Genomic DNA, 16715 nt, shown 5'->3' with positions numbered 1-16715 from the left:
TGAGGGTCGCCACGGCCGAGGGTCGTCACGGGCCGAGGAGAGGGGTGCCAAGGGCCGAGAGCGTTCGTCACGGCCGCGCGGCCGGGTCGTCGGCCGTGTTCCGGTCTTCCCGGGGGCCGCGCACCGTAGGCTCGCCATGCGCCATGAGGCGCGGGTGAGGCACAATCGCACGGCGGGCCCCACCCGCCACGACCGACGCATCCGAGGCCGCGCGGCCTCCCGAGACCCCCGCAGGGACGACGAACTCTTGCGAGCACGTACCCGCAGCGACCGCACCCCCCACACCGGCGAGGGGGCCGGCCGATGAGCATCTACCGCGAACGAGTGCACCGGGGCTCGGCCCGGGCCACCGTGCTGCGGACCGTCGGCACCCGTGAGCGCCGCTCGCACCTCAGCGCGCCCCGGGTGCCCACGGTCGGCATCGACATCGGCGGCACCAAGGTGATGGCCGGGGTGGTCGACGCCGACGGCAACATCCTCGAGAAGCTGCGCACCGAGACGCCGGACAAGTCCAAGAGCCCCAAGGTCGTCGAGGACACCATCACCGAGCTGGTGCTTGACCTCTCCGACCGGCACGATGTGCACGCCGTGGGCATCGGCGCCGCGGGCTGGGTGGACGCCGACCGCAACCGGGTGCTCTTCGCCCCGCACCTGTCCTGGCGCAATGAGCCGCTGCGCGACCGGCTCGCGGAAAGGCTCGTCGTACCGGTCCTGGTCGACAACGACGCCAACGCCGCCGCCTGGGCGGAGTGGCGGTTCGGCGCCGGGGCCGGCGAGGACCATCTCGTCATGATCACCCTCGGTACCGGGATCGGCGGCGCGATCCTGGAGGACGGCCAGGTCAAGCGCGGCAAGTACGGGGTCGCCGGGGAGTTCGGCCATATGCAGGTCGTCCCGGCCGGCCACCGCTGCCCGTGCGGCAACCGCGGCTGCTGGGAGCAGTACAGCTCGGGCAACGCCCTGGTCCGCGAGGCCCGTGAGCTGGCCGCCGCCGAATCGCCGGTGGCGTACGGGATCACCGACCGGGTCGGCGGCAACATCCAGGAGATCACCGGGCCGCTGATCACCGAGCTGGCCCGCCAGGGCGACGCCATGTGCGTCGAACTGCTCCAGGACATCGGCCAGTGGCTCGGCGTCGGCATCGCCAATCTCGCCGCCGCCCTCGACCCCTCCTGCTTCGTCATCGGCGGCGGCGTCAGCGCCGCCGACGACCTGCTGATCGGCCCCGCCCGGGACGCCTTCCGGCGCACCCTGACCGGCCGCGGCTACCGGCCGGAGGCGCGGATCGTCAAGGCGCAGCTGGGCCCCGAGGCCGGGATGGTCGGCGCCGCCGATCTCGCCCGGCTGGTCGCCCGCCGCTTCCGCCGCGCCAACCGCCGCCGGGTCGAGCGCTACGAGCGCGCCGGGTCCGCCTCCCCGCTGCGGCTGGCGCCGCGCGGCCAGGCAGGCCGCGGATGACCGCCGCCGAGCAGCGGCCCGGCGCCGCGGTGCCCCCGGCCGACGGTGCGCGCCCCGGCGGCCCCGCGTCCGGCGGCCCCACACCGGGCGGCGGCCGTCGGCCCCGACGCTGGGTCAAGGCCCTGGCGATCTTCCTGCTGATCGCGATCCCGGCGGGCTATCTGGTGATCTCCGCCATCCAGAGCCGCAACGGCGGTGAGGACAAGGCGGAGGCGGCGTCGGCCACGGGCCTCAGCGCGGGCTATCCGACCCGGGTGCAGCGGCGCATATACGACGTGCCGGTGCCGCTGTACTCCAAGAAGGTCGCGTTCTACGAGACCAACTCCTGGAAGGTCAGCTCGCTGTACGTGCAGTTCGTCACGTCCCGCCACGGGCTGGACTCCTTCCTGACCAAGCTCGGCACCCGCCGCTCCGCCCTGGACGAGGGCGAGGTGACCATCACCAAGGGACAGGCGAAGAAGGTCGGTTGGCAGGTCGGAGCGCCCGGTCACGACTGGGCCGGGATGATCATCAAACGACAAGATCCGCAACCCAAGCTGAGGATCACGGTCAAGTTCGATAACCCCGTGCACCCGAAGGTTTACGTGGTCTCCACGGTCACGCCGTAAGGCCTTCACGTCCTGGGTGCATCGCGCCCGAAAACCCCGCCACCCGTGTCGGATACCGTTTTCGGGTGAGCGAGACGAAGACACTTCAGTACCGGACCGACGGCCCCGAGGACGGGCCCCTGCTCGTCCTCGGACCGTCGCTGGGCACCACCTGGCACATGTGGGACCGCCAGATACCCGAGCTCTCCCGCCACTGGCGCGTCCTCCGCTTCGACCTCCCCGGCCACGGCGGCGCGCCCGCCCACCCGGCCCCCTCCGTGGCCGAGCTCGCCGACCGGCTGCTGGCCACCCTCGACCAGCTCGGCGTCGAGCGCTTCGGCTACGCGGGCTGCTCGATCGGCGGGGCCATCGGCGCCGAACTCGCGCTGCGACATCCCCAGAGAGTGGGCTCACTCGCCCTCGTCTCCGCCTCCCCGCGCTTCGGCACCGCCGACTCCTTCCGGCAGCGCGGCGTCGTGGTCCGCACCAACGGCCTCGACCCGATCGCCCGCGCCACCCCCGAGCGCTGGTTCACCCCCGGCTTCGCCGCCGCCCAGCCCGCCATCGTCGAGTGGGCCGTCCAGATGGTCCGCACCACCGACCCCGGCTGCTACATCGCCGCCTGCGAGGCACTTGCGGCCTTCGACGTCCGCGCCGAGCTCAGCCGGATCGGCGTCCCCACCCTCGTGGTGGCCGGTGCCGACGACCAGGTCACCCCGGCCGCCGACGCCCGCGTCCTGGTCGCCGGGATCGCCGACGCCCGGCTCGCGCTGGTCCCCGGCGCCTCCCACCTGGCCCCGGTCGAGCAGCCGATGGCCGTCACCGAGCTGCTGGTGCGCCACTTCTCCAGCTCCTGGCAGAGTGCCGATCACCCGACCGGGGTGACCGCGATCCCCGCGCCCCCGCCCAAGCCCGTGCTCTCGCCCGTGCCGCCGCCCGGCGGCGAGGTCGTCGGGCCCGACCACCATGCGCCCGAGCCGCTGCTTGACGCCCGCGCCGACGCGTACGACCAGGGCATCAAGGTGCGCCGCGAGGTGCTGGGCGACGCCCATGTGGACCGGGCGCAGTCCGTGGCCGACGAGTTCACCGGCGACTTCCAGGACTTCATCACCCGCTACGCCTGGGGCGAGGTGTGGACCCGGCCCGGAATCGACCGGCGGATCCGCAGCGTGGTCACCCTCACCGCCCTCGCCGCCCGCGGCCACCTCGACGAACTCGCCTTCCACACCCGGGCCGCGCTGCGCAACGGACTCACCCCCACCGAGATCAAGGAAGTGCTGCTGCACACCGGCGTCTACTGCGGGGTGCCGACGGCGAACTCCGCCTTCGCGGTGGCCCAGCGGATCATCCGCGAGGAGACGAGCCCCGAGGGGTAGTACGGCCATGGGGCCGCGGTAGCACAATGATCTCCATGAAGCTCACCAAGAAGGGCCATTCCTGCGTCCGGATCGAGAAGGACGGGCAGATGCTCGTCATCGACCCCGGAGCCTTCAGCGAAGCGGACGCCGCGGTCGGCGCGGACGCGATCCTGGTCACCCACGAGCACGTCGACCACTTCAACGAGGAGCGGCTGCGCACGGCGCTCGACGCCAGCCCCGCCGCCCAGATCTGGACGCTGCGCAGCGTCGCCCACCAGATCTCCTCGGCGTTCCCCGGGCGGGTGAACACCATCGGCGAGGGCGACTCCTTCACCGCGGCGGGATTCGACATCGAGGTCCACGGCCAGCTGCACGCCGTGATCCACCCCGATATCCCCCGGATCACCAATGTGGGATATCTGCTGGACGGCAAGCTCTTCCACCCCGGTGACGCCCTTACGGTGCCCGCCGGGCACCGGGTGGACACGCTGATGCTGCCGGTGCACGCCCCCTGGAACAAGTTCGCCGAGATCCTCGACTATGTCCGCGCGGTCGGCCCGCGCCGGGCCGTCGACATCCACGACGCCCTGCTGACCGACGTCGCGCACACGGTCTACGGGCGGATGCTCGGCCCCGAGGGCCCCGGCACCGAAGGCGCCGAACACCTGCGGCTGACCCCGGGCGAATCCCTCACCCTCTGAGGGCCGGGCCGGCTGTCAGAGCCGGGATGTAGGTTGTGCCCTATGCGCATCGCGACCTGGAACGTCAATTCGATCACCGCCCGGCTGCCCCGGCTGCTGGCCTGGCTGGAGAGCAGCGGCACGGACGTCCTGTGCGTCCAGGAGACCAAGTGCGCCGAGTCCGCCTTTCCGTACGAGCCGCTGCGCGAGCTCGGCTACGAGGCCGCGGTCAACGCCACCGGCCGGTGGAACGGAGTGGCGCTGCTCTCCAGGGCCGGGCTCGCGGACGTCACCGTGGGCCTGCCCGGCGGCCCGGACTACGACGGCGGCCAGGAGCCGCGGGCGATAGGCGCCACCTGCGGCCCGGTCCGCCTGTGGTCGGTCTATGTGCCCAACGGGCGGGAGATCGGCCACCCCCACTTCGACTACAAGCTGCGCTGGCTGGAGGCGCTGCGCACCGCCCTCGCCGGGGACGCGGCCGGTGAGCGCCCCTTCGCGGTCCTCGGCGACTTCAATGTGGCGCCGACCGACGAGGACGTCTGGGACCGCTCCGCCTTCGACGGGCTGACGCATGTGACGGACCTGGAGCGCGAGGCCCTGGCGGCGCTGCGCGAGTCGGGGCTCTCGGACGTGGTGCCCAGGCCGCTGAAGTACGACCGCCCCTTCACCTACTGGGACTACCGCGAGCTGGGCTTCCCCAAGAACCGCGGCATGCGCATCGACCTGGTCTACGGGAACGAGACGTTCGCCAAGGCGGTCGGCGACGCGTATGTGGACCGCGAGGAGCGCAAGGGCAAGGGCGCCTCCGACCACGCCCCGGTCGTCGTCGACCTGGAGGTGTGACCCCGCGGCGGTACGCCCTGACGAGGAGGGGAGCCCCTGGGGCTCGGGGGCTCCCCTCCTACCCGGCCAGCTTCCGCAGGTCGATCGACTCCGCCATCGCCCGCAACCCCGCGTCGCCCGGGTGCAGATGGTCCCCGCTGTCATAGGCGGGCAGGATCCGCGCCGGGTGCTCGGGGTCCCGCACCACCGCGTCGAAGTCCAGTACGGCGTCGAACGCCCCGCCGCTGTCCCGGATGAAGGCGTTGACGGCCGAGCGCCGCACCTCCGCGTCCGCCGTACACAGCGACTCGCCCTCGCACGGGGCGATGGTGGCTCCGACCACCCGCTGCCCGCGCTCCCGCAGCCGCGCCGCGACCGACCGCAGACCCGCGATCAGCTCCTCGGCCGAGCTGCCCCACCGCAGATCGTTGATGCCCTGGAAGATGACGACCGTACGGGCCCCGGTCTGGGCGAGCACATCCCGCTCCAGCCGGTGCTGGGTGCTGACCCCGCCGGTGTCCGTGGAGACGCCCTCGCCCGGATAGCGGTCGGCCACCACGCGGTTGGCGGAGATGCCCGCGTTGACCACCCCGTACGCCGGGACCTCGGACTGGGCGCGCAGCCGCCGCGCGAGCACATCGGGCCAGCGGCGGTTGGCGTCATCGGTGGACTTGGTGCCGTCGGTGATCGAGTCGCCGAGCGCCACCACCGAACCCGGCCCGCCCCGCACATCGACCCCGGTCAGGAACGGCCAGGTGGTGAGGGTGCCGGTGTACGACGCGCCGCCCGGCTCCGCGGTCCGGTCACCGCTGCCCGCCGCGCTCAGATACGACCGCTGGGTGGCCTGGCTGTGCACCGGCACCGCCGCGACCGTCCCCGGCAGATGGATGCTCACCAGCAGATTGGCGTCCGCCGGGACCGGGAGGTGCACCGGATCGCTGAACACCTGCGCGCCCGCCGGGACCGAGGTCCCCGGCCGCCCGCCGAACGTCAGCGGCACCGGTGACCCCTGCGCCGCCGCGCCGCTCGCCTGCAGCGCGACCGTCGCGTGCCCGATCTCCACCGGGGCCGCGGCGAAGGTGTTCTCCAGCCGGACCCTGGCCCCCGGTCCGCCCGCGCTGGTGTGCACCACCAGCCGCAGCGTCTGATCGCTCCACGGCCCCACCTCGGTGTACCCGGCGGTGTTCGCCGCCCAGCTGCCGGTCCAGCCGTACGCGGGCTGCCGCAGCGACGCGGCGAAGACATGGAGATCGGCCGCCGGGCCCGGGTCCCCCGGCAGGACCACCGACGCGACCTCGTGGCCGCGCTCCAGCGGCACCGTCACCGCGTACAGCCGGGCCGTCTCCTGCCGCTGCCCGGCGGCGGTGTTGAGATGGGGGAGGCCCACGGCCTTGGTGGCGGCGGGGCCCGCCCGCCAGTCCGGCGCGCTCAGCGTGTACGGATGGCTCGACCCGTCGCGGTAGCGGACCGTTCCGACGCCGGTCGTCCCGGCGCCGGGCCCGTTCGGCGAACTGCTCGCCACCAGGAAGGTCAGCGCCTCGCCGCGCCCGCGCAGCCGCACCGTCTGACCGTCGGCGATCACATTGTCCGGGCGTGCCCCCGCGCTCCTCGGCCAGGTCAGCCGCGCCGCGTCCAGGGCGATGGCGCGTCCCGGGGTCCAGCCGGCGGCCAGCAGATCCTGCACGGAGAGCGAGGCCCCCGCGCCGTCGAAGTCGGCGTCACCTGGCCGGGCGTCATCGCTGACCGCCCGGTTGTCGAAAAGCCGCTCCAAAGGGAGCGGCTTGTGGGTCGGCACGTCGGCCGGTGCGGCGGGGGAGGGCGCGATCAGTGCGAGGGTGACACCTCCCGCGACGACCCCGGCGGTTGCCCACGGTCTCCCGACGCGCATACGTGTCCCCTCTCGCAACCGACCAACTAACCGACCAACTAACCGACCGGCCGACCCGACAGGCGATTCGACAGGTGCCCGGAGAACGTATGGAGGCAGGTGGGTGTCGTCAAGACAAGCAGCGGGTCACAGCTCATACCGCGCGCCCTGTGGTGTGCCGGTGGCCTGGATGCCACGCTGAGCGGTATGAACATCTCCTTCTTGGACAACTGGCGCAAGCGGCGCGGTCCCGCCTCGGGCGCGGCCCTGACGGGTGCCCAGGAGGAGGATCCCCAGGGCGTCGCCCAACTGCTCTCCGAATGCGAACTCCTGCGCGCGCGGGCTTCCGACGCGGGCATCGGGCTCGATGACTCCACGGCCTCCCTGGAGGCACTGGACCAGATGGCGCCCCGCTGGCGCGACGACCCGGACGAGCTCCCCTGGCTCGGCAACGACGCCGGTCTGTACCTGGGCACGGTCATCGTCCGCACCGTCCCCGGGGCCGTCTGGCAGGTGTGGCCCAACGGCCGACCCGTCGTCAGGTTGGCCTCCGGCCGGGAGGTTGACGTCGTCGAGGCCGGTCAGCAATGGGCCGCCGATGGCGCGCCCGAACTCTGCCAGCGCTACGCGGAGGTCGCCGAGGCCTAGCCGCGTCCGACGACCCGCGACGCCCGCGGCGGCCTGCCCTCCCCAAAACTGGGTCTCCGCCCCAGCCCTCGCGCCGGGGCTGCGCCCGGACCTCGGACCAGGGTTGTGCCTCGGGCCTGGGACTAGGTCTGCGCCTAAGACCTCGGGCTGTGCCCCGGACTCCGGACTTGGGGCTGTGCCCCAGCCCCCGTGCCGGGGCTGCGCCCGAGACCCCGTCCCGGGGCTGTGCCCCAGAGCCCGGACTTGGGGCTGTGCCCCGGAGCCCCGGACTTGGGGCTGTGCCCCAGAGACGGACCAGAGGCTGTGCCCGGACCTCGGGGCTTCGCCCCAGATCCCGGATCGAGGCTTCGCCCCTGATCTTGTGCGGGGCCCGCCTCAGTCACCGTCCCAGGGCTCCGCCCGGAGCCCGGCACGGGCTTCGTTCCGAACCCCGTGCCGGGGTTCGTCCCAGAGCCTGGCCGGATGGTCCGGAGGTGGGTGGGCGTCCTTCCGCTGGGGCGGGTGTGTCGGTGGCCGAGCGCGATCAGCTCGGTGGTTCCGGGGTCCAGGGGCGGAGCCCCTGGTTTCGGGAAGGGGCGGGGAGGGGGAAGAGCCGCCAGACTCCGTAGGCCCTGTCGGGCGGTATCCGCCTGTGGGTGCGTGTCCGTGCCCAAAGCTCCGCTGTTGTCCGGATAGCTTGCGCTGATCGGGATCGGGACACAGCGGAAGGTGGGTGGGGCCGGGTATGGCCGTCGGTGAGCCGCTGATCGAGCTGCGCGACGTCAACAAGCACTTCGGCGCCCTGCACGTTCTGCGGGACATCGAGCTCACCGTCGGACGCGGTGAAGTGGTCGTGGTCATCGGCCCCTCCGGCGGCGGCAAGTCCACCCTGATCCGGACCATCAACCGGCTGGAGACCGTCCAGTCCGGCTCCATCGTCGTCGACGGCCGTCCGCTGCCCGAGGAGGGCAAGGAGCTGGCGCGGCTGCGGGCCGAGGTCGGCATGGTCTTCCAGTCGTTCAACCTCTTCGCCCACCGCACCGTGCTGGCCAATGTGATGCTCGGTCAGACCAAGGTCCGCCGCCGCGCCAAGCCGGACGCCGAGCGGCGCGCCCGGGAGCTGCTGGGCCGGGTCGGACTCGCCGACCAGGCCGGGAAGTACCCCGGCCAGCTCTCCGGCGGCCAGCAGCAGCGGGTGGCCATCGCCCGGGCGCTGGCGATGGACCCCCAAGTGATGCTCTTCGACGAGCCGACCTCCGCCCTCGACCCCGAGATGATCAACGAGGTGCTGGAGGTGATGCGCCAGCTCGCCCAGGACGGCATGACGATGGTCGTGGTCACCCATGAGATGGGCTTCGCCCGCTCCGCCGCGAACCGGGTGGTCTTCATGGCCGACGGCGCGATCGTCGAGGACCGTACGCCGGAGGAGTTCTTCCGCGCCCCCGAGAGCGAGCGCGCCCGGGACTTCCTGTCCAAGATCCTCAAGCACTGAGCCGGGTGATGACGGACATGAGGCGTCTGCGCCGCGCGACCGCCGCCCTCACCACGGCCCTGGTCCTGTTGCTCGTGCCCGGCTGCGGCAAGGAGGGCAGCCCGCCCGCCAAGGGCCCACGGGCCGGGAAGCTGCCCACCTACAAGGTGGACACCGAGTTCCGGCTGCCCGCCTCGCCCACCTGGCGCCGGGCCGAGCGCCGGGGCCATCTCACCGTCGGGGTCAAGGAGGACCAGCCCTATCTGGGCGAGCGGGACCCGGCCACCGGCCGCTACTCGGGCTTTGACATCGAGATCGCCCGCATGATGTCCGCCTCCCTCGGCTTCCCCCCGAGCACCATCCGCTACCAGACGATCGCCTCCGCCAACCGGGAGACCGCCCTCCAGAGCGGCCAGATCGACTACTACGTCGGCACCTACACCATCAATCCGATGCGCAAACGGCTGGTCGGCTTCGCCGGGCCGTACTTCATGGCCGGACAGTCGCTGCTGGTGCGCACCGACGAGGACGACATCCACGGCCCCGAAGACCTCGCGGGCAGGACCGTCTGCTCGGTGGCGGGCTCCACCCCGTTCCAGCACATCCAGGCCGACTACCCCAAGGCCCACGCGGTCGCGTACGACACCTACTCGGTGTGCGTGGACAACCTGCTCAGCTTCCAGGTGGACGCGGTGACCACCGACAACACCATCCTGCTCGGCTACGCGGCCAAGGCCCCGGACGAGCTGAAGGTGGTGGGCCGGCCCTTCTCCAAGGAGCCGTACGGCATCGGCGTGCCCAAGCGGGACAACGCGCTGCGCTTCGCGCTGGACGACGCGATCCTCTTCCACGAGCGCAACGGCGACTGGAAGAAGGCGTACGACGCGACCCTCGGCCTCTCGGGCGTGCCCGCCCCCAAACCGCCCCCCATCGACCGCTACCGCACCGGCTGAGGGCCACCCCATGGACGTGCTCACCCAGAACTTCTCGCTCTACGGCAAGGGCTTCCTCGGCACCGTGCAGCTGACCGTCTACGCCTCGCTGCTCGCCCTCGCGCTCGGTATCCTCATGGCCGCCTTCCGGGTGGCGCCGGTCGCCTCGCTGCGCGCGTTGGGCACCGGATGGGTGACGGTGCTCCGCAACACCCCGCTGACGCTGCTGTTCTTCGCGGTGATGCTGGGGCTGCCGCGGTTCGGTCTGGTGCTGCCGTTCACCGTCTTCGCGGTGATCGCGCTCGGCTGCTACACCTCGGCCTTCATCTGCGAGGCGGTGCGCTCGGGCATCAACACGGTGCCGGTGGGGCAGGGCGAGGCGGCCCGCAGCCTGGGCATGACGTTCGACCAGACGCTGAGCGCGGTGGTGCTGCCGCAGGCGTTCCGCACGGTCATCCCGCCCATCGGCTCGACCCTGATCGCGCTCGCCAAGAACTCGGCCATCGCCGGGTCGTTCAGCGTCACCGAACTGCTCGGCACCTACAAACCGCTCAATGAGCGGGGCTACAGCATCATCTGGTCATTCGTCTGGATCGCCGTCGGATACCTGGTCATCACCCTCGCCATCAGCGCGCTCTTCTCCCTGCTCGAGCGGCGCTGGGGAGTGCCGCGATGACCGCCCCCCCGACCACCAGCGCCCTCTACGACGTCCCCGGGCCGCACACCCGGCGGCGGCACCGGCTGTACGCGCTGGCCGGGACGGCCGTGCTGCTGATCCTGCTCGGCCTGATCGTCTATCTCCTCATCCACACCGGCCAGTTCGCCTCCCGCAAGTGGATGCCGTTCGAGTACAAGGGCATCCAGGAGCTGCTGCTGAACGGGCTCGCGGGCACCCTCAAGGCGTTCGGCCTGGCCGCGGTCCTCTCGCTCGCCCTCGGCGGGGTGCTCGCCGCCGGGCGGCTCTCCGAGCACCGCCCGCTGCGCTGGCTGGCCACGCTGGCGGTGGAGTTCTTCCGGGCGATGCCCGTACTGGTGATGATCTTCTTCGTCTTTGTGGCGCTGCGGTTCCAGCCGCTGCCCGCGCTGGTGACCGGGCTGACGCTGTACAACGGCTCGGTGCTGGCCGAGGTGTTCCGGGCCGGGGTGAACTCGGTGGACCGCGGCCAGCGCGAGGCGGCGTACTCGCTGGGCCTGCGGAAGACCCAGGTCATGATGTCCGTGCTGGTGCCTCAGGGGGTGCGGGCGATGCTTCCGGCCATCATCAGCCAGCTGGTGGTGGCCCTGAAGGACACCTCGCTCGGGTTTCTGATCACCTATGAGGAGTTCCTGCACGCCGGAAAGCTGATCGCGTCCAATCTCGACTACGACCTGCCGTTCATCCCGGTGGTCATGGTGATCTCACCGATCTACATCGGGATGTGCATGCTGCTGTCGTGGTTCGCCAACTGGGTGGCCAAGCGGGAGCGGCGCAGTGTGAAGACCCGCCAGGTCGAGGTGGCCGCGGCCGAACCGGCGGCCCCGATGCCGGGGGACACCCGCGGCTGAGCCCTGCCGCCCTCAGTCGCGGACCGGGATGGTGAGGTGGGACGGGTCGGCGTCCGGGGACGAGAAGGTGAGATGGGCGCCGCCGGGGTTGTGCTCGATGTAGAGCGGGTCGACGGTGTCCACGACCAGCGCCAGCCGGTGACCGGCCGGGACGTCATACGCGGTGGAGAACAGCTCCAGGTCCATGCCGAAGGGCGTGCCCGGGACGCGGTCGTGGAAGGTGAACGGGGCGTGGGTGATGAGCTTGCCGATGCCCAGCGGGCCCACGTCGTACAGATACGCCACCGCCGTACCGTCGGAGCGGTCGCCGGTCACGGTGGTGTGGAGCTTCACGGTGCCGCGGACGCGCTGCTCGCGCGCGGAGGCCGCGGTCTGCCAGACGGCCGCGTAGGACCGGGGCAGCAGCGGGATCGAGGCGAGCGGCGGGAGCTTCAGGAACTGGTCGAGCCCGCCGCCGAGCAGCACGGTTCCTCCGTTGGCCCCGGAGTCATGGTTGGCGGTGACCTTCTTGGTGGCGGCGAGTGGGACGCGGCGCTGTCCGGAGGGGACGGCCGACCAGCTGGGGTAGCCCTCGTAGCCGTCACCGTCCGCCGCCGTACGGGACGTCAGCTGCACCGGCGCCTGGCGGTCGATGCCGTTGCGCTCGCCCTTGAGATAGCGGTCGAGCCACTGCCGGGCGTGGTTCCAGGTGGTGTTGGGCAGTCCGAGCAGCCCGGTGAGCTCCGCGGTGGCGTGGTCGCCGGGCCGCAGCTCCAGCCGCTTGGGCCCGGTCAGCTTGTCGAAGAAGTCGGCGTAGCTGTTGGGCGGGAAGATCGAGTCGTTCCAGGAGTTGCCCAGCATGATGGCCGCGCCATGGGCGTTGATCCGGTCGAGGTAGGTGGCGGCGGAGCGCTTCTCGCCCCAGGCGATCAGGTCCTTCTCCTTGGCGAGGTCGGAGGAGAAGAAGTCATCGAGGATCCGCCGGAACTCCTCGCTGAGGCGGCCGGTCAGCGCTCCGGCCCCGGCGAGCAGCCCGGCGGCCTGGGAGTGCTGGGTGCGGCCGCTGTAGATCGAGCCGACCAGGTCCGTCCAGCCGCTCATGGCCACCACGGCCTTGATCCGCGGGTCGGCACCGGCCGCGATCAGGCTGATCCCGGCGCCGTAGGAGAGTCCGGCCATGCCGATGTGGTCGGGGTCGGCCGGGGCGTTGGCGAGCGCCCAGTCGATGGCCTTGGACGCGTCGGCGATATCGGGCGGCCCGGCCGTCTCGATCTTCCCGCCGGACTGCCAGAAGCCGCGGGTGTTGTAGGTGAGCACCACATAGCCGGTTTCGGCGAGCTTCTTGGCCTGGGCGAGATATTCGACCTGGGGCAGGGACCAGCTGGTGGGCAGGACGACGAGGGGGAGGCGGTGTGAGGGGGCGGCGTGCGAGGGGGCCACGACATTGGCGGCGAGGTTGACGCCGCCGTCGCCGGGGATGTCGACGAACCGGATGGAGACACCGGAGGGCGTGGCGGTGGAGGCGGTCGTGGCGGTGGCCGTGGCGGCCGGGGCCGGGGCCGCGGCGGCGGTGGAGGGGGCGAGCCCGAAGGCAGCACCGGTCATGACGGTGATGGAGAGGACGACGGCGGTCGTGGGGCGGAGGGCTTTTCGGGCAGGGGTCACGATGGCTCCTGGTGGGGGATGCCGTGGGGGCAGGGGAGCACCGGTGCTGGTGACCTGACGGTAACTCGGGCGTTTACCGGCGGTAATAGCGCGGTAAGTTACGCGTGGGTAACGATAAAGGGTCGAGATCGGCTGCCGGGGCCGGTCCGGCCCGGGGCGCTATCCGGGGGCCGGACCCACCAGGGTCCGGCCCCGCCCCCGCGGAGTCCCACTCGCCTCGCGACCGTTCAGCGTGGTCCGCGCCTGCGGCGGATCTTGATGCTCCGCAGGCCCGTCCCACCGACCCGCAGGCGTCCGCCCGGGACCCTGGAGCCGGGGCTCCGCCCCAGACCCCGGAGCCGGGGCGTCCGCCCGCCCTGAGGCGGGGCTCCGTCCCAGGCCCGGGGAATGGCGTATCCGTCCCGGCTCCCGAACCCGAGGCTCCGTTCCGGGCCCGAACAGGGGCCTCGTCCCAGCCCTTGGAACGGGGCGTCTGCCCCAGACCTCCAACCGGGGGCAGCCGCCGCAGGGCTCGGAGCTGGGCTTCGCCGCGGAGGCCGGGGCGGGGCCCCAGTTGTGGGAAGGGGCGGGGAGGGGGAAGCAACCCGCCGCAGGCCCCCGGATGGCTCGCGGGCCCCGGGGCACTACACCAATGCCACGGTCGCCGTCGGGGCGGCCGTCCCCCTGACCCTGGCGGCGCTGTGCCTGCTGGGCGGGGCGCGGTTCTTCGGCCGGGTCGGCCGCTGATTCGGCTGTCCTCGACCGCCTCAGTCGTCCTTCGCCGCCGTCTTCGCCGTGGCGCGAGGTCCGGCCGAGGCGGTCGCCGGCTTGGTCACATCCGCGACCACCTCGACCAGATCCGGGCCGTACGCCTGCGAGTTGACCACCTTCAGCAGCAGGCAGAAGGAGCCCTGCGCGCCGTACTTCCGGGCCAGCCGGGCGCGGTTGCGGACGAGGTGGCGGACGGCGGCGCGATGGGTGACCGGCCGCTGACCCGCGGCCAGGAAGACCGGGCGGCTGTCGTCGCCCACCGTAAGCCGGGCCAGCAGCACATGCTCGATGGCGCCCGGGTCCGGGCGGTAGTGGGTACCGCCGATGGTGAACATCCCCCGGTCCGTGCCGGAGTCGTCCCCCGGGTGCACGGTGACGCCCGGCAGCAGGTTGGAGATGTGGGCGGCGAGCCTGCGGTGCGCGGTCGGGTCGCCGACGCAGAACTCGGTGCGCGCGCCGAAGCCCTGCAGCCCCGTGTCATGCGGGGCCACTTCGGCGTGCGCCCCGCAGTTCTCCACGACCGACGCCAGCCCCAGCAGCGCCAGCGCGTCATGGCGGGGGATGCTCCAGTGGGCCGAGGTGCTGTCCCGGTGGGTGACCAGCACACACTCCGAACCGTCCGGCAGACCGAAGAAGCGCTGCTCGCGGGTGCGCTTGCGGCGCGCGAACGCGGAGTGCACGGCCCATCCGGCGGCCAGGCCCACGATCAGGGCTGCCGCGGAGGCGATCAGGTCCTGCAGGGTGTCTGTCATGGCCGCGCATCGTAGCCTCCGATCGGGTCAATGTTCGAGCGCCCAGCGGTCGCGAAGGTTGCCATCAGGCATGGGGGTACTCGGTCAGCGCGGGTGCGCCTCGCGGCGGTGGCCGGGGGAGGCCGGAGCGCCCCGGACATGAGTCGAGCCCGGGGAGGGGCCCTGGGCAGGGTCCCTGGAAAGAGCCCTGGAAAGGGGGTCCACCCCTGTTGGGGGCGCGTGGCTCGCGGGTAGGCTCCGGCCCCTGTCGTCTCGCTTGGAGGTCACGGATGGGGCACGCCGCACGACCAGCCGCATCGTCAACCAGATCCACCACCGCAGGACCCGGCGGAGCCGCCGGATCCATCGGGGCGGCCGTCCGGCGCCGGTTGCCCGCGCTCGCTGCCGCGGCCGGAATGGTCGCGGTACTCGGTGTCGTCCCGGCCGGTGCCGCCGGGCACGAGAGTGCCGACAGGGGCGCTCAGGCCGATCCAGCCGCTCAGGCCGATCCAGCCGCTCAGGCCGCTCCGGCCAAGACGCCCGTGGCCGTCGGCTACGGCGGCGCGGTCTCCAGCGTGGACCCCGACGCCTCGGCGGCCGGGATCGACGTCCTGCGGCACGGGGGCAACGCGGTGGACGCGGCGGTCGCGACCGCCGCCGCGCTCGGGGTCACCGAGCCGTACTCGGCGGGTGTCGGCGGCGGCGGATACCTCGTCTACTACGACGCCAAGCGGCACAAGGTCGCCACGCTCGACGGCCGCGAGACCGCGCCCCGCAGCGCGGACCAGAAGCTCTTCCTCGACAAGGACGGCAAGCCGCTGCCGTTCGACGACGCCGTCACCAGCGGGCTGAGCGTCGGCACCCCCGGCACCCCCGCCACCTGGAACGACGCCCTGAGGGACTGGGGCACCCGATCGCTGGGGCAGGTGCTGAGGCCCGCCGAGCGGCTGGCCCGCGACGGGTTCAAGGTCGACTCCACGTTCCGTCAGCAGACCGCCGACAACCAGGCCCGCTTCAAGGATTTCCCGGCCACCGCCAAGCTCTTCCTGCCCGGCGGCCAGCCCCCGGCGGTCGGCTCGACCTTCCGCAACCCCGACCTCGCCCGTACGTACGCGCTGCTGGCCAAGAAGGGCGTCGGCGCCATCTACCGGGGCGAGCTGGGCCGCGACATCGTCGACACCGTGCGCAAGCCGCCCGTAGACCCGAAGGCACAGCGCGTCGTGCGCGCGGGCGATCTGACCGCCGAGGACCTGCGCTCCTACGGAACGAAGCGGCAGGCCCCGACCCGGACCGGCTACCGCGGTCTGGACGTCTACGGCATGGCGCCCTCGTCCTCCGGTGGCACCAGCGTCGCCGAGGCGCTGAACATCCTGGAGAAGACCGACCTATCCAAGCTCAGCGACGTCGACTATCTGCACAGCTATATCGAGGCCAGCCGGATAGCCTTCGCCGACCGGGGCCGCTGGGTCGGTGACCCCGCCGCCGAGGACGTCCCCACCAAGGGGCTCACCTCGCAGCGGTTCGCCGACTCCCGGGCCTGCCTGATCAAGGACGACGCGGTGCTGAAGAGCCCCGTACCGCCCGGTGACCCGAACAACCCGTCCGGGCCGGGCTCCTGCGACACCCGGGGCCGCGCCGCCCCGACCACGTACGAGGGCGAGAACACCACGCATCTCACGGTCGCCGACAAGTGGGGCAACGTCGTGGCCTACACCCTCACCATCGAGCAGACCGGCGGCAGCGGGATCACCGTCCCCGGCCGCGGCTTCCTGCTCAACAACGAGCTGACCGACTTCTCCTTCGCGCCCGCCGACCCGGCCGTCCACGACCCGAACCTGCCGGGCCCGGGGAAGCGGCCGCGCTCGTCCATGTCGCCGACGATCGTGCTGGACGGCCACAAGCCGGTGCTGGCGCTGGGCTCCCCGGGCGGGGCGACCATCATCACCACCGTGCTGCAGACCCTGCTGAACCATCTGGACCGGGGCATGCCGCTGGTCGACGCGATCGCCGCGCCGCGCGCCAGCCAGCGCAACGCCGCCGAGACGGAGCTGGAACCGAAGCTGTGGAACGGTCCGGAGCGCGCCAAGCTCGAGGCGCTCGGCCACTCCTTCAAGCAGAACCCCGAGATCGGGGCGGCCACCGGGGTGCAGCGGCTGTCCGGCGGACGGTGGCTGGCGGCGGCCGAGACGGAGCGGCGGGGCGGCGGCTCGGCGCTGGTGGTGCACCCGAAGCGGTGACCGCTG

Annotated in this window: 14 protein-coding genes; 11 read left to right on the top strand and 3 right to left on the bottom strand. The window is 72.3% G+C overall.

Annotation, left to right across the window (positions count from 1 at the left end):
• Positions 1-303: 303 nt before the first annotated feature.
• From VT50_RS19225 to VT50_RS19205, 5 genes are all read left to right on the top strand, one after another.
• The gene (locus VT50_RS19225) at positions 304-1458 is read left to right on the top strand and encodes an ROK family glucokinase (protein ID WP_046089348.1); all 1155 of its coding nucleotides are present in this window, start codon (positions 304-306) and stop codon (positions 1456-1458) included.
• Positions 1455-2066, top strand: coding sequence for a hypothetical protein (locus tag VT50_RS19220; RefSeq protein WP_075200505.1), 612 nt, complete (start codon positions 1455-1457; stop codon positions 2064-2066). Before VT50_RS19225 ends, VT50_RS19220 begins: the two co-directional genes overlap by 4 nt.
• A 65-nt stretch (positions 2067-2131) precedes the next feature.
• Complete coding sequence (gene pcaDC / locus VT50_RS19215) at positions 2132-3421, top strand: bifunctional 3-oxoadipate enol-lactonase/4-carboxymuconolactone decarboxylase PcaDC (protein WP_046089349.1); 1290 nt, start codon at positions 2132-2134, stop codon at positions 3419-3421.
• A gap of 35 nt (positions 3422-3456) precedes the next feature.
• Positions 3457-4104, top strand: coding sequence for an MBL fold metallo-hydrolase (locus VT50_RS19210; RefSeq protein ID WP_046089363.1), 648 nt, complete (start codon positions 3457-3459; stop codon positions 4102-4104).
• Positions 4105-4146: 42 nt separating this feature from the next.
• Positions 4147-4926: an exodeoxyribonuclease III gene (locus VT50_RS19205; protein ID WP_046089350.1), complete on the top strand. Its 780-nt coding sequence runs from the start codon at positions 4147-4149 to the stop codon at positions 4924-4926.
• Between the two features lie 58 nt (positions 4927-4984).
• Here the strand turns inward: VT50_RS19205 and VT50_RS19200 are convergent, their stop codons facing one another.
• Positions 4985-6793 carry an SGNH/GDSL hydrolase family protein gene (locus VT50_RS19200; RefSeq protein WP_046089351.1) on the bottom strand — a complete coding sequence of 603 codons (1809 nt, stop codon included), beginning with the start codon at positions 6791-6793 and terminating at the stop codon, positions 4985-4987.
• Between the two features lie 186 nt (positions 6794-6979).
• On the opposite strand from VT50_RS19200, the gene VT50_RS19195 reads away from it, so the two are divergent.
• The 5 genes from VT50_RS19195 (at position 6980) to VT50_RS19175 (ending at position 11347) form a co-directional block, all read left to right on the top strand.
• Complete coding sequence (locus VT50_RS19195; RefSeq protein ID WP_046089352.1) at positions 6980-7420, top strand: DUF6278 family protein; 441 nt, start codon at positions 6980-6982, stop codon at positions 7418-7420.
• 724 nt (positions 7421-8144) lie between these two features.
• On the top strand, positions 8145-8891 hold the full coding sequence (locus VT50_RS19190) for an amino acid ABC transporter ATP-binding protein (protein ID WP_046089353.1): 747 nt from the start codon (positions 8145-8147) through the stop codon (positions 8889-8891).
• Positions 8892-8908: 17 nt separating this feature from the next.
• Positions 8909-9823 carry a glutamate ABC transporter substrate-binding protein gene (locus VT50_RS19185; RefSeq protein ID WP_046089364.1) on the top strand — a complete coding sequence of 305 codons (915 nt, stop codon included), beginning with the start codon at positions 8909-8911 and terminating at the stop codon, positions 9821-9823.
• Between the two features lie 10 nt (positions 9824-9833).
• A complete protein-coding gene (locus VT50_RS19180) occupies positions 9834-10478 on the top strand; it encodes an amino acid ABC transporter permease (RefSeq protein WP_046089354.1) in 645 nt (214 codons plus the stop codon).
• Positions 10475-11347 carry an amino acid ABC transporter permease gene (locus tag VT50_RS19175; protein WP_046089355.1) on the top strand — a complete coding sequence of 291 codons (873 nt, stop codon included), beginning with the start codon at positions 10475-10477 and terminating at the stop codon, positions 11345-11347. Before VT50_RS19180 ends, VT50_RS19175 begins: the two co-directional genes overlap by 4 nt.
• 12 nt (positions 11348-11359) lie before the next feature.
• On the opposite strand, the gene VT50_RS19170 is transcribed toward VT50_RS19175, so the two are convergent.
• The gene (locus tag VT50_RS19170; RefSeq protein ID WP_206269433.1) at positions 11360-12991 is read right to left on the bottom strand and encodes an alpha/beta fold hydrolase; all 1632 of its coding nucleotides are present in this window, start codon (positions 12989-12991) and stop codon (positions 11360-11362) included.
• A gap of 746 nt (positions 12992-13737) precedes the next feature.
• On the bottom strand, positions 13738-14493 hold the full coding sequence (locus VT50_RS19165) for a hypothetical protein (RefSeq protein WP_079343858.1): 756 nt from the start codon (positions 14491-14493) through the stop codon (positions 13738-13740).
• A 395-nt stretch (positions 14494-14888) separates the two neighbouring features.
• Here VT50_RS19165 and ggt point away from each other — a divergent pair, with 395 nt between their 5' ends.
• A complete protein-coding gene (gene ggt / locus VT50_RS19160) occupies positions 14889-16709 on the top strand; it encodes a gamma-glutamyltransferase (RefSeq protein WP_046090994.1) in 1821 nt (606 codons plus the stop codon).
• Positions 16710-16715: the final 6 nt, after the last annotated feature.

Origin of the sequence: Streptomyces antioxidans (assembly GCF_000968685.2) — a bacterium.
Classification (GTDB): domain Bacteria; phylum Actinomycetota; class Actinomycetes; order Streptomycetales; family Streptomycetaceae; genus Streptomyces; species Streptomyces antioxidans.
This window is presented reverse-complemented; position numbering and strand designations above follow the sequence as displayed.

Bases quoted from the DNA above. Each gene is read 5' to 3' on its own strand.
- VT50_RS19225 (WP_046089348.1), top strand. From the start codon at position 304: ATGAGCATCTACCGCGAACGAGTGCACCGGGGCTCGGCCCGGGCCACC.
- VT50_RS19220 (WP_075200505.1), top strand. From the start codon at position 1,455: ATGACCGCCGCCGAGCAGCGGCCCGGCGCCGCGGTGCCCCCGGCCGAC.
- VT50_RS19210 (WP_046089363.1), top strand. From the start codon at position 3,457: ATGAAGCTCACCAAGAAGGGCCATTCCTGCGTCCGGATCGAGAAGGAC.
- VT50_RS19205 (WP_046089350.1), top strand. From the start codon at position 4,147: ATGCGCATCGCGACCTGGAACGTCAATTCGATCACCGCCCGGCTGCCC.
- VT50_RS19200 (WP_046089351.1), bottom strand. From the start codon at position 6,793: ATGCGCGTCGGGAGACCGTGGGCAACCGCCGGGGTCGTCGCGGGAGGT.
- VT50_RS19195 (WP_046089352.1), top strand. From the start codon at position 6,980: ATGAACATCTCCTTCTTGGACAACTGGCGCAAGCGGCGCGGTCCCGCC.
- VT50_RS19190 (WP_046089353.1), top strand. From the start codon at position 8,145: ATGGCCGTCGGTGAGCCGCTGATCGAGCTGCGCGACGTCAACAAGCAC.
- VT50_RS19185 (WP_046089364.1), top strand. From the start codon at position 8,909: ATGAGGCGTCTGCGCCGCGCGACCGCCGCCCTCACCACGGCCCTGGTC.
- VT50_RS19180 (WP_046089354.1), top strand. From the start codon at position 9,834: ATGGACGTGCTCACCCAGAACTTCTCGCTCTACGGCAAGGGCTTCCTC.
- VT50_RS19175 (WP_046089355.1), top strand. From the start codon at position 10,475: ATGACCGCCCCCCCGACCACCAGCGCCCTCTACGACGTCCCCGGGCCG.
- VT50_RS19165 (WP_079343858.1), bottom strand. From the start codon at position 14,493: ATGACAGACACCCTGCAGGACCTGATCGCCTCCGCGGCAGCCCTGATC.
- ggt (WP_046090994.1), top strand. From the start codon at position 14,889: ATGGTCGCGGTACTCGGTGTCGTCCCGGCCGGTGCCGCCGGGCACGAG.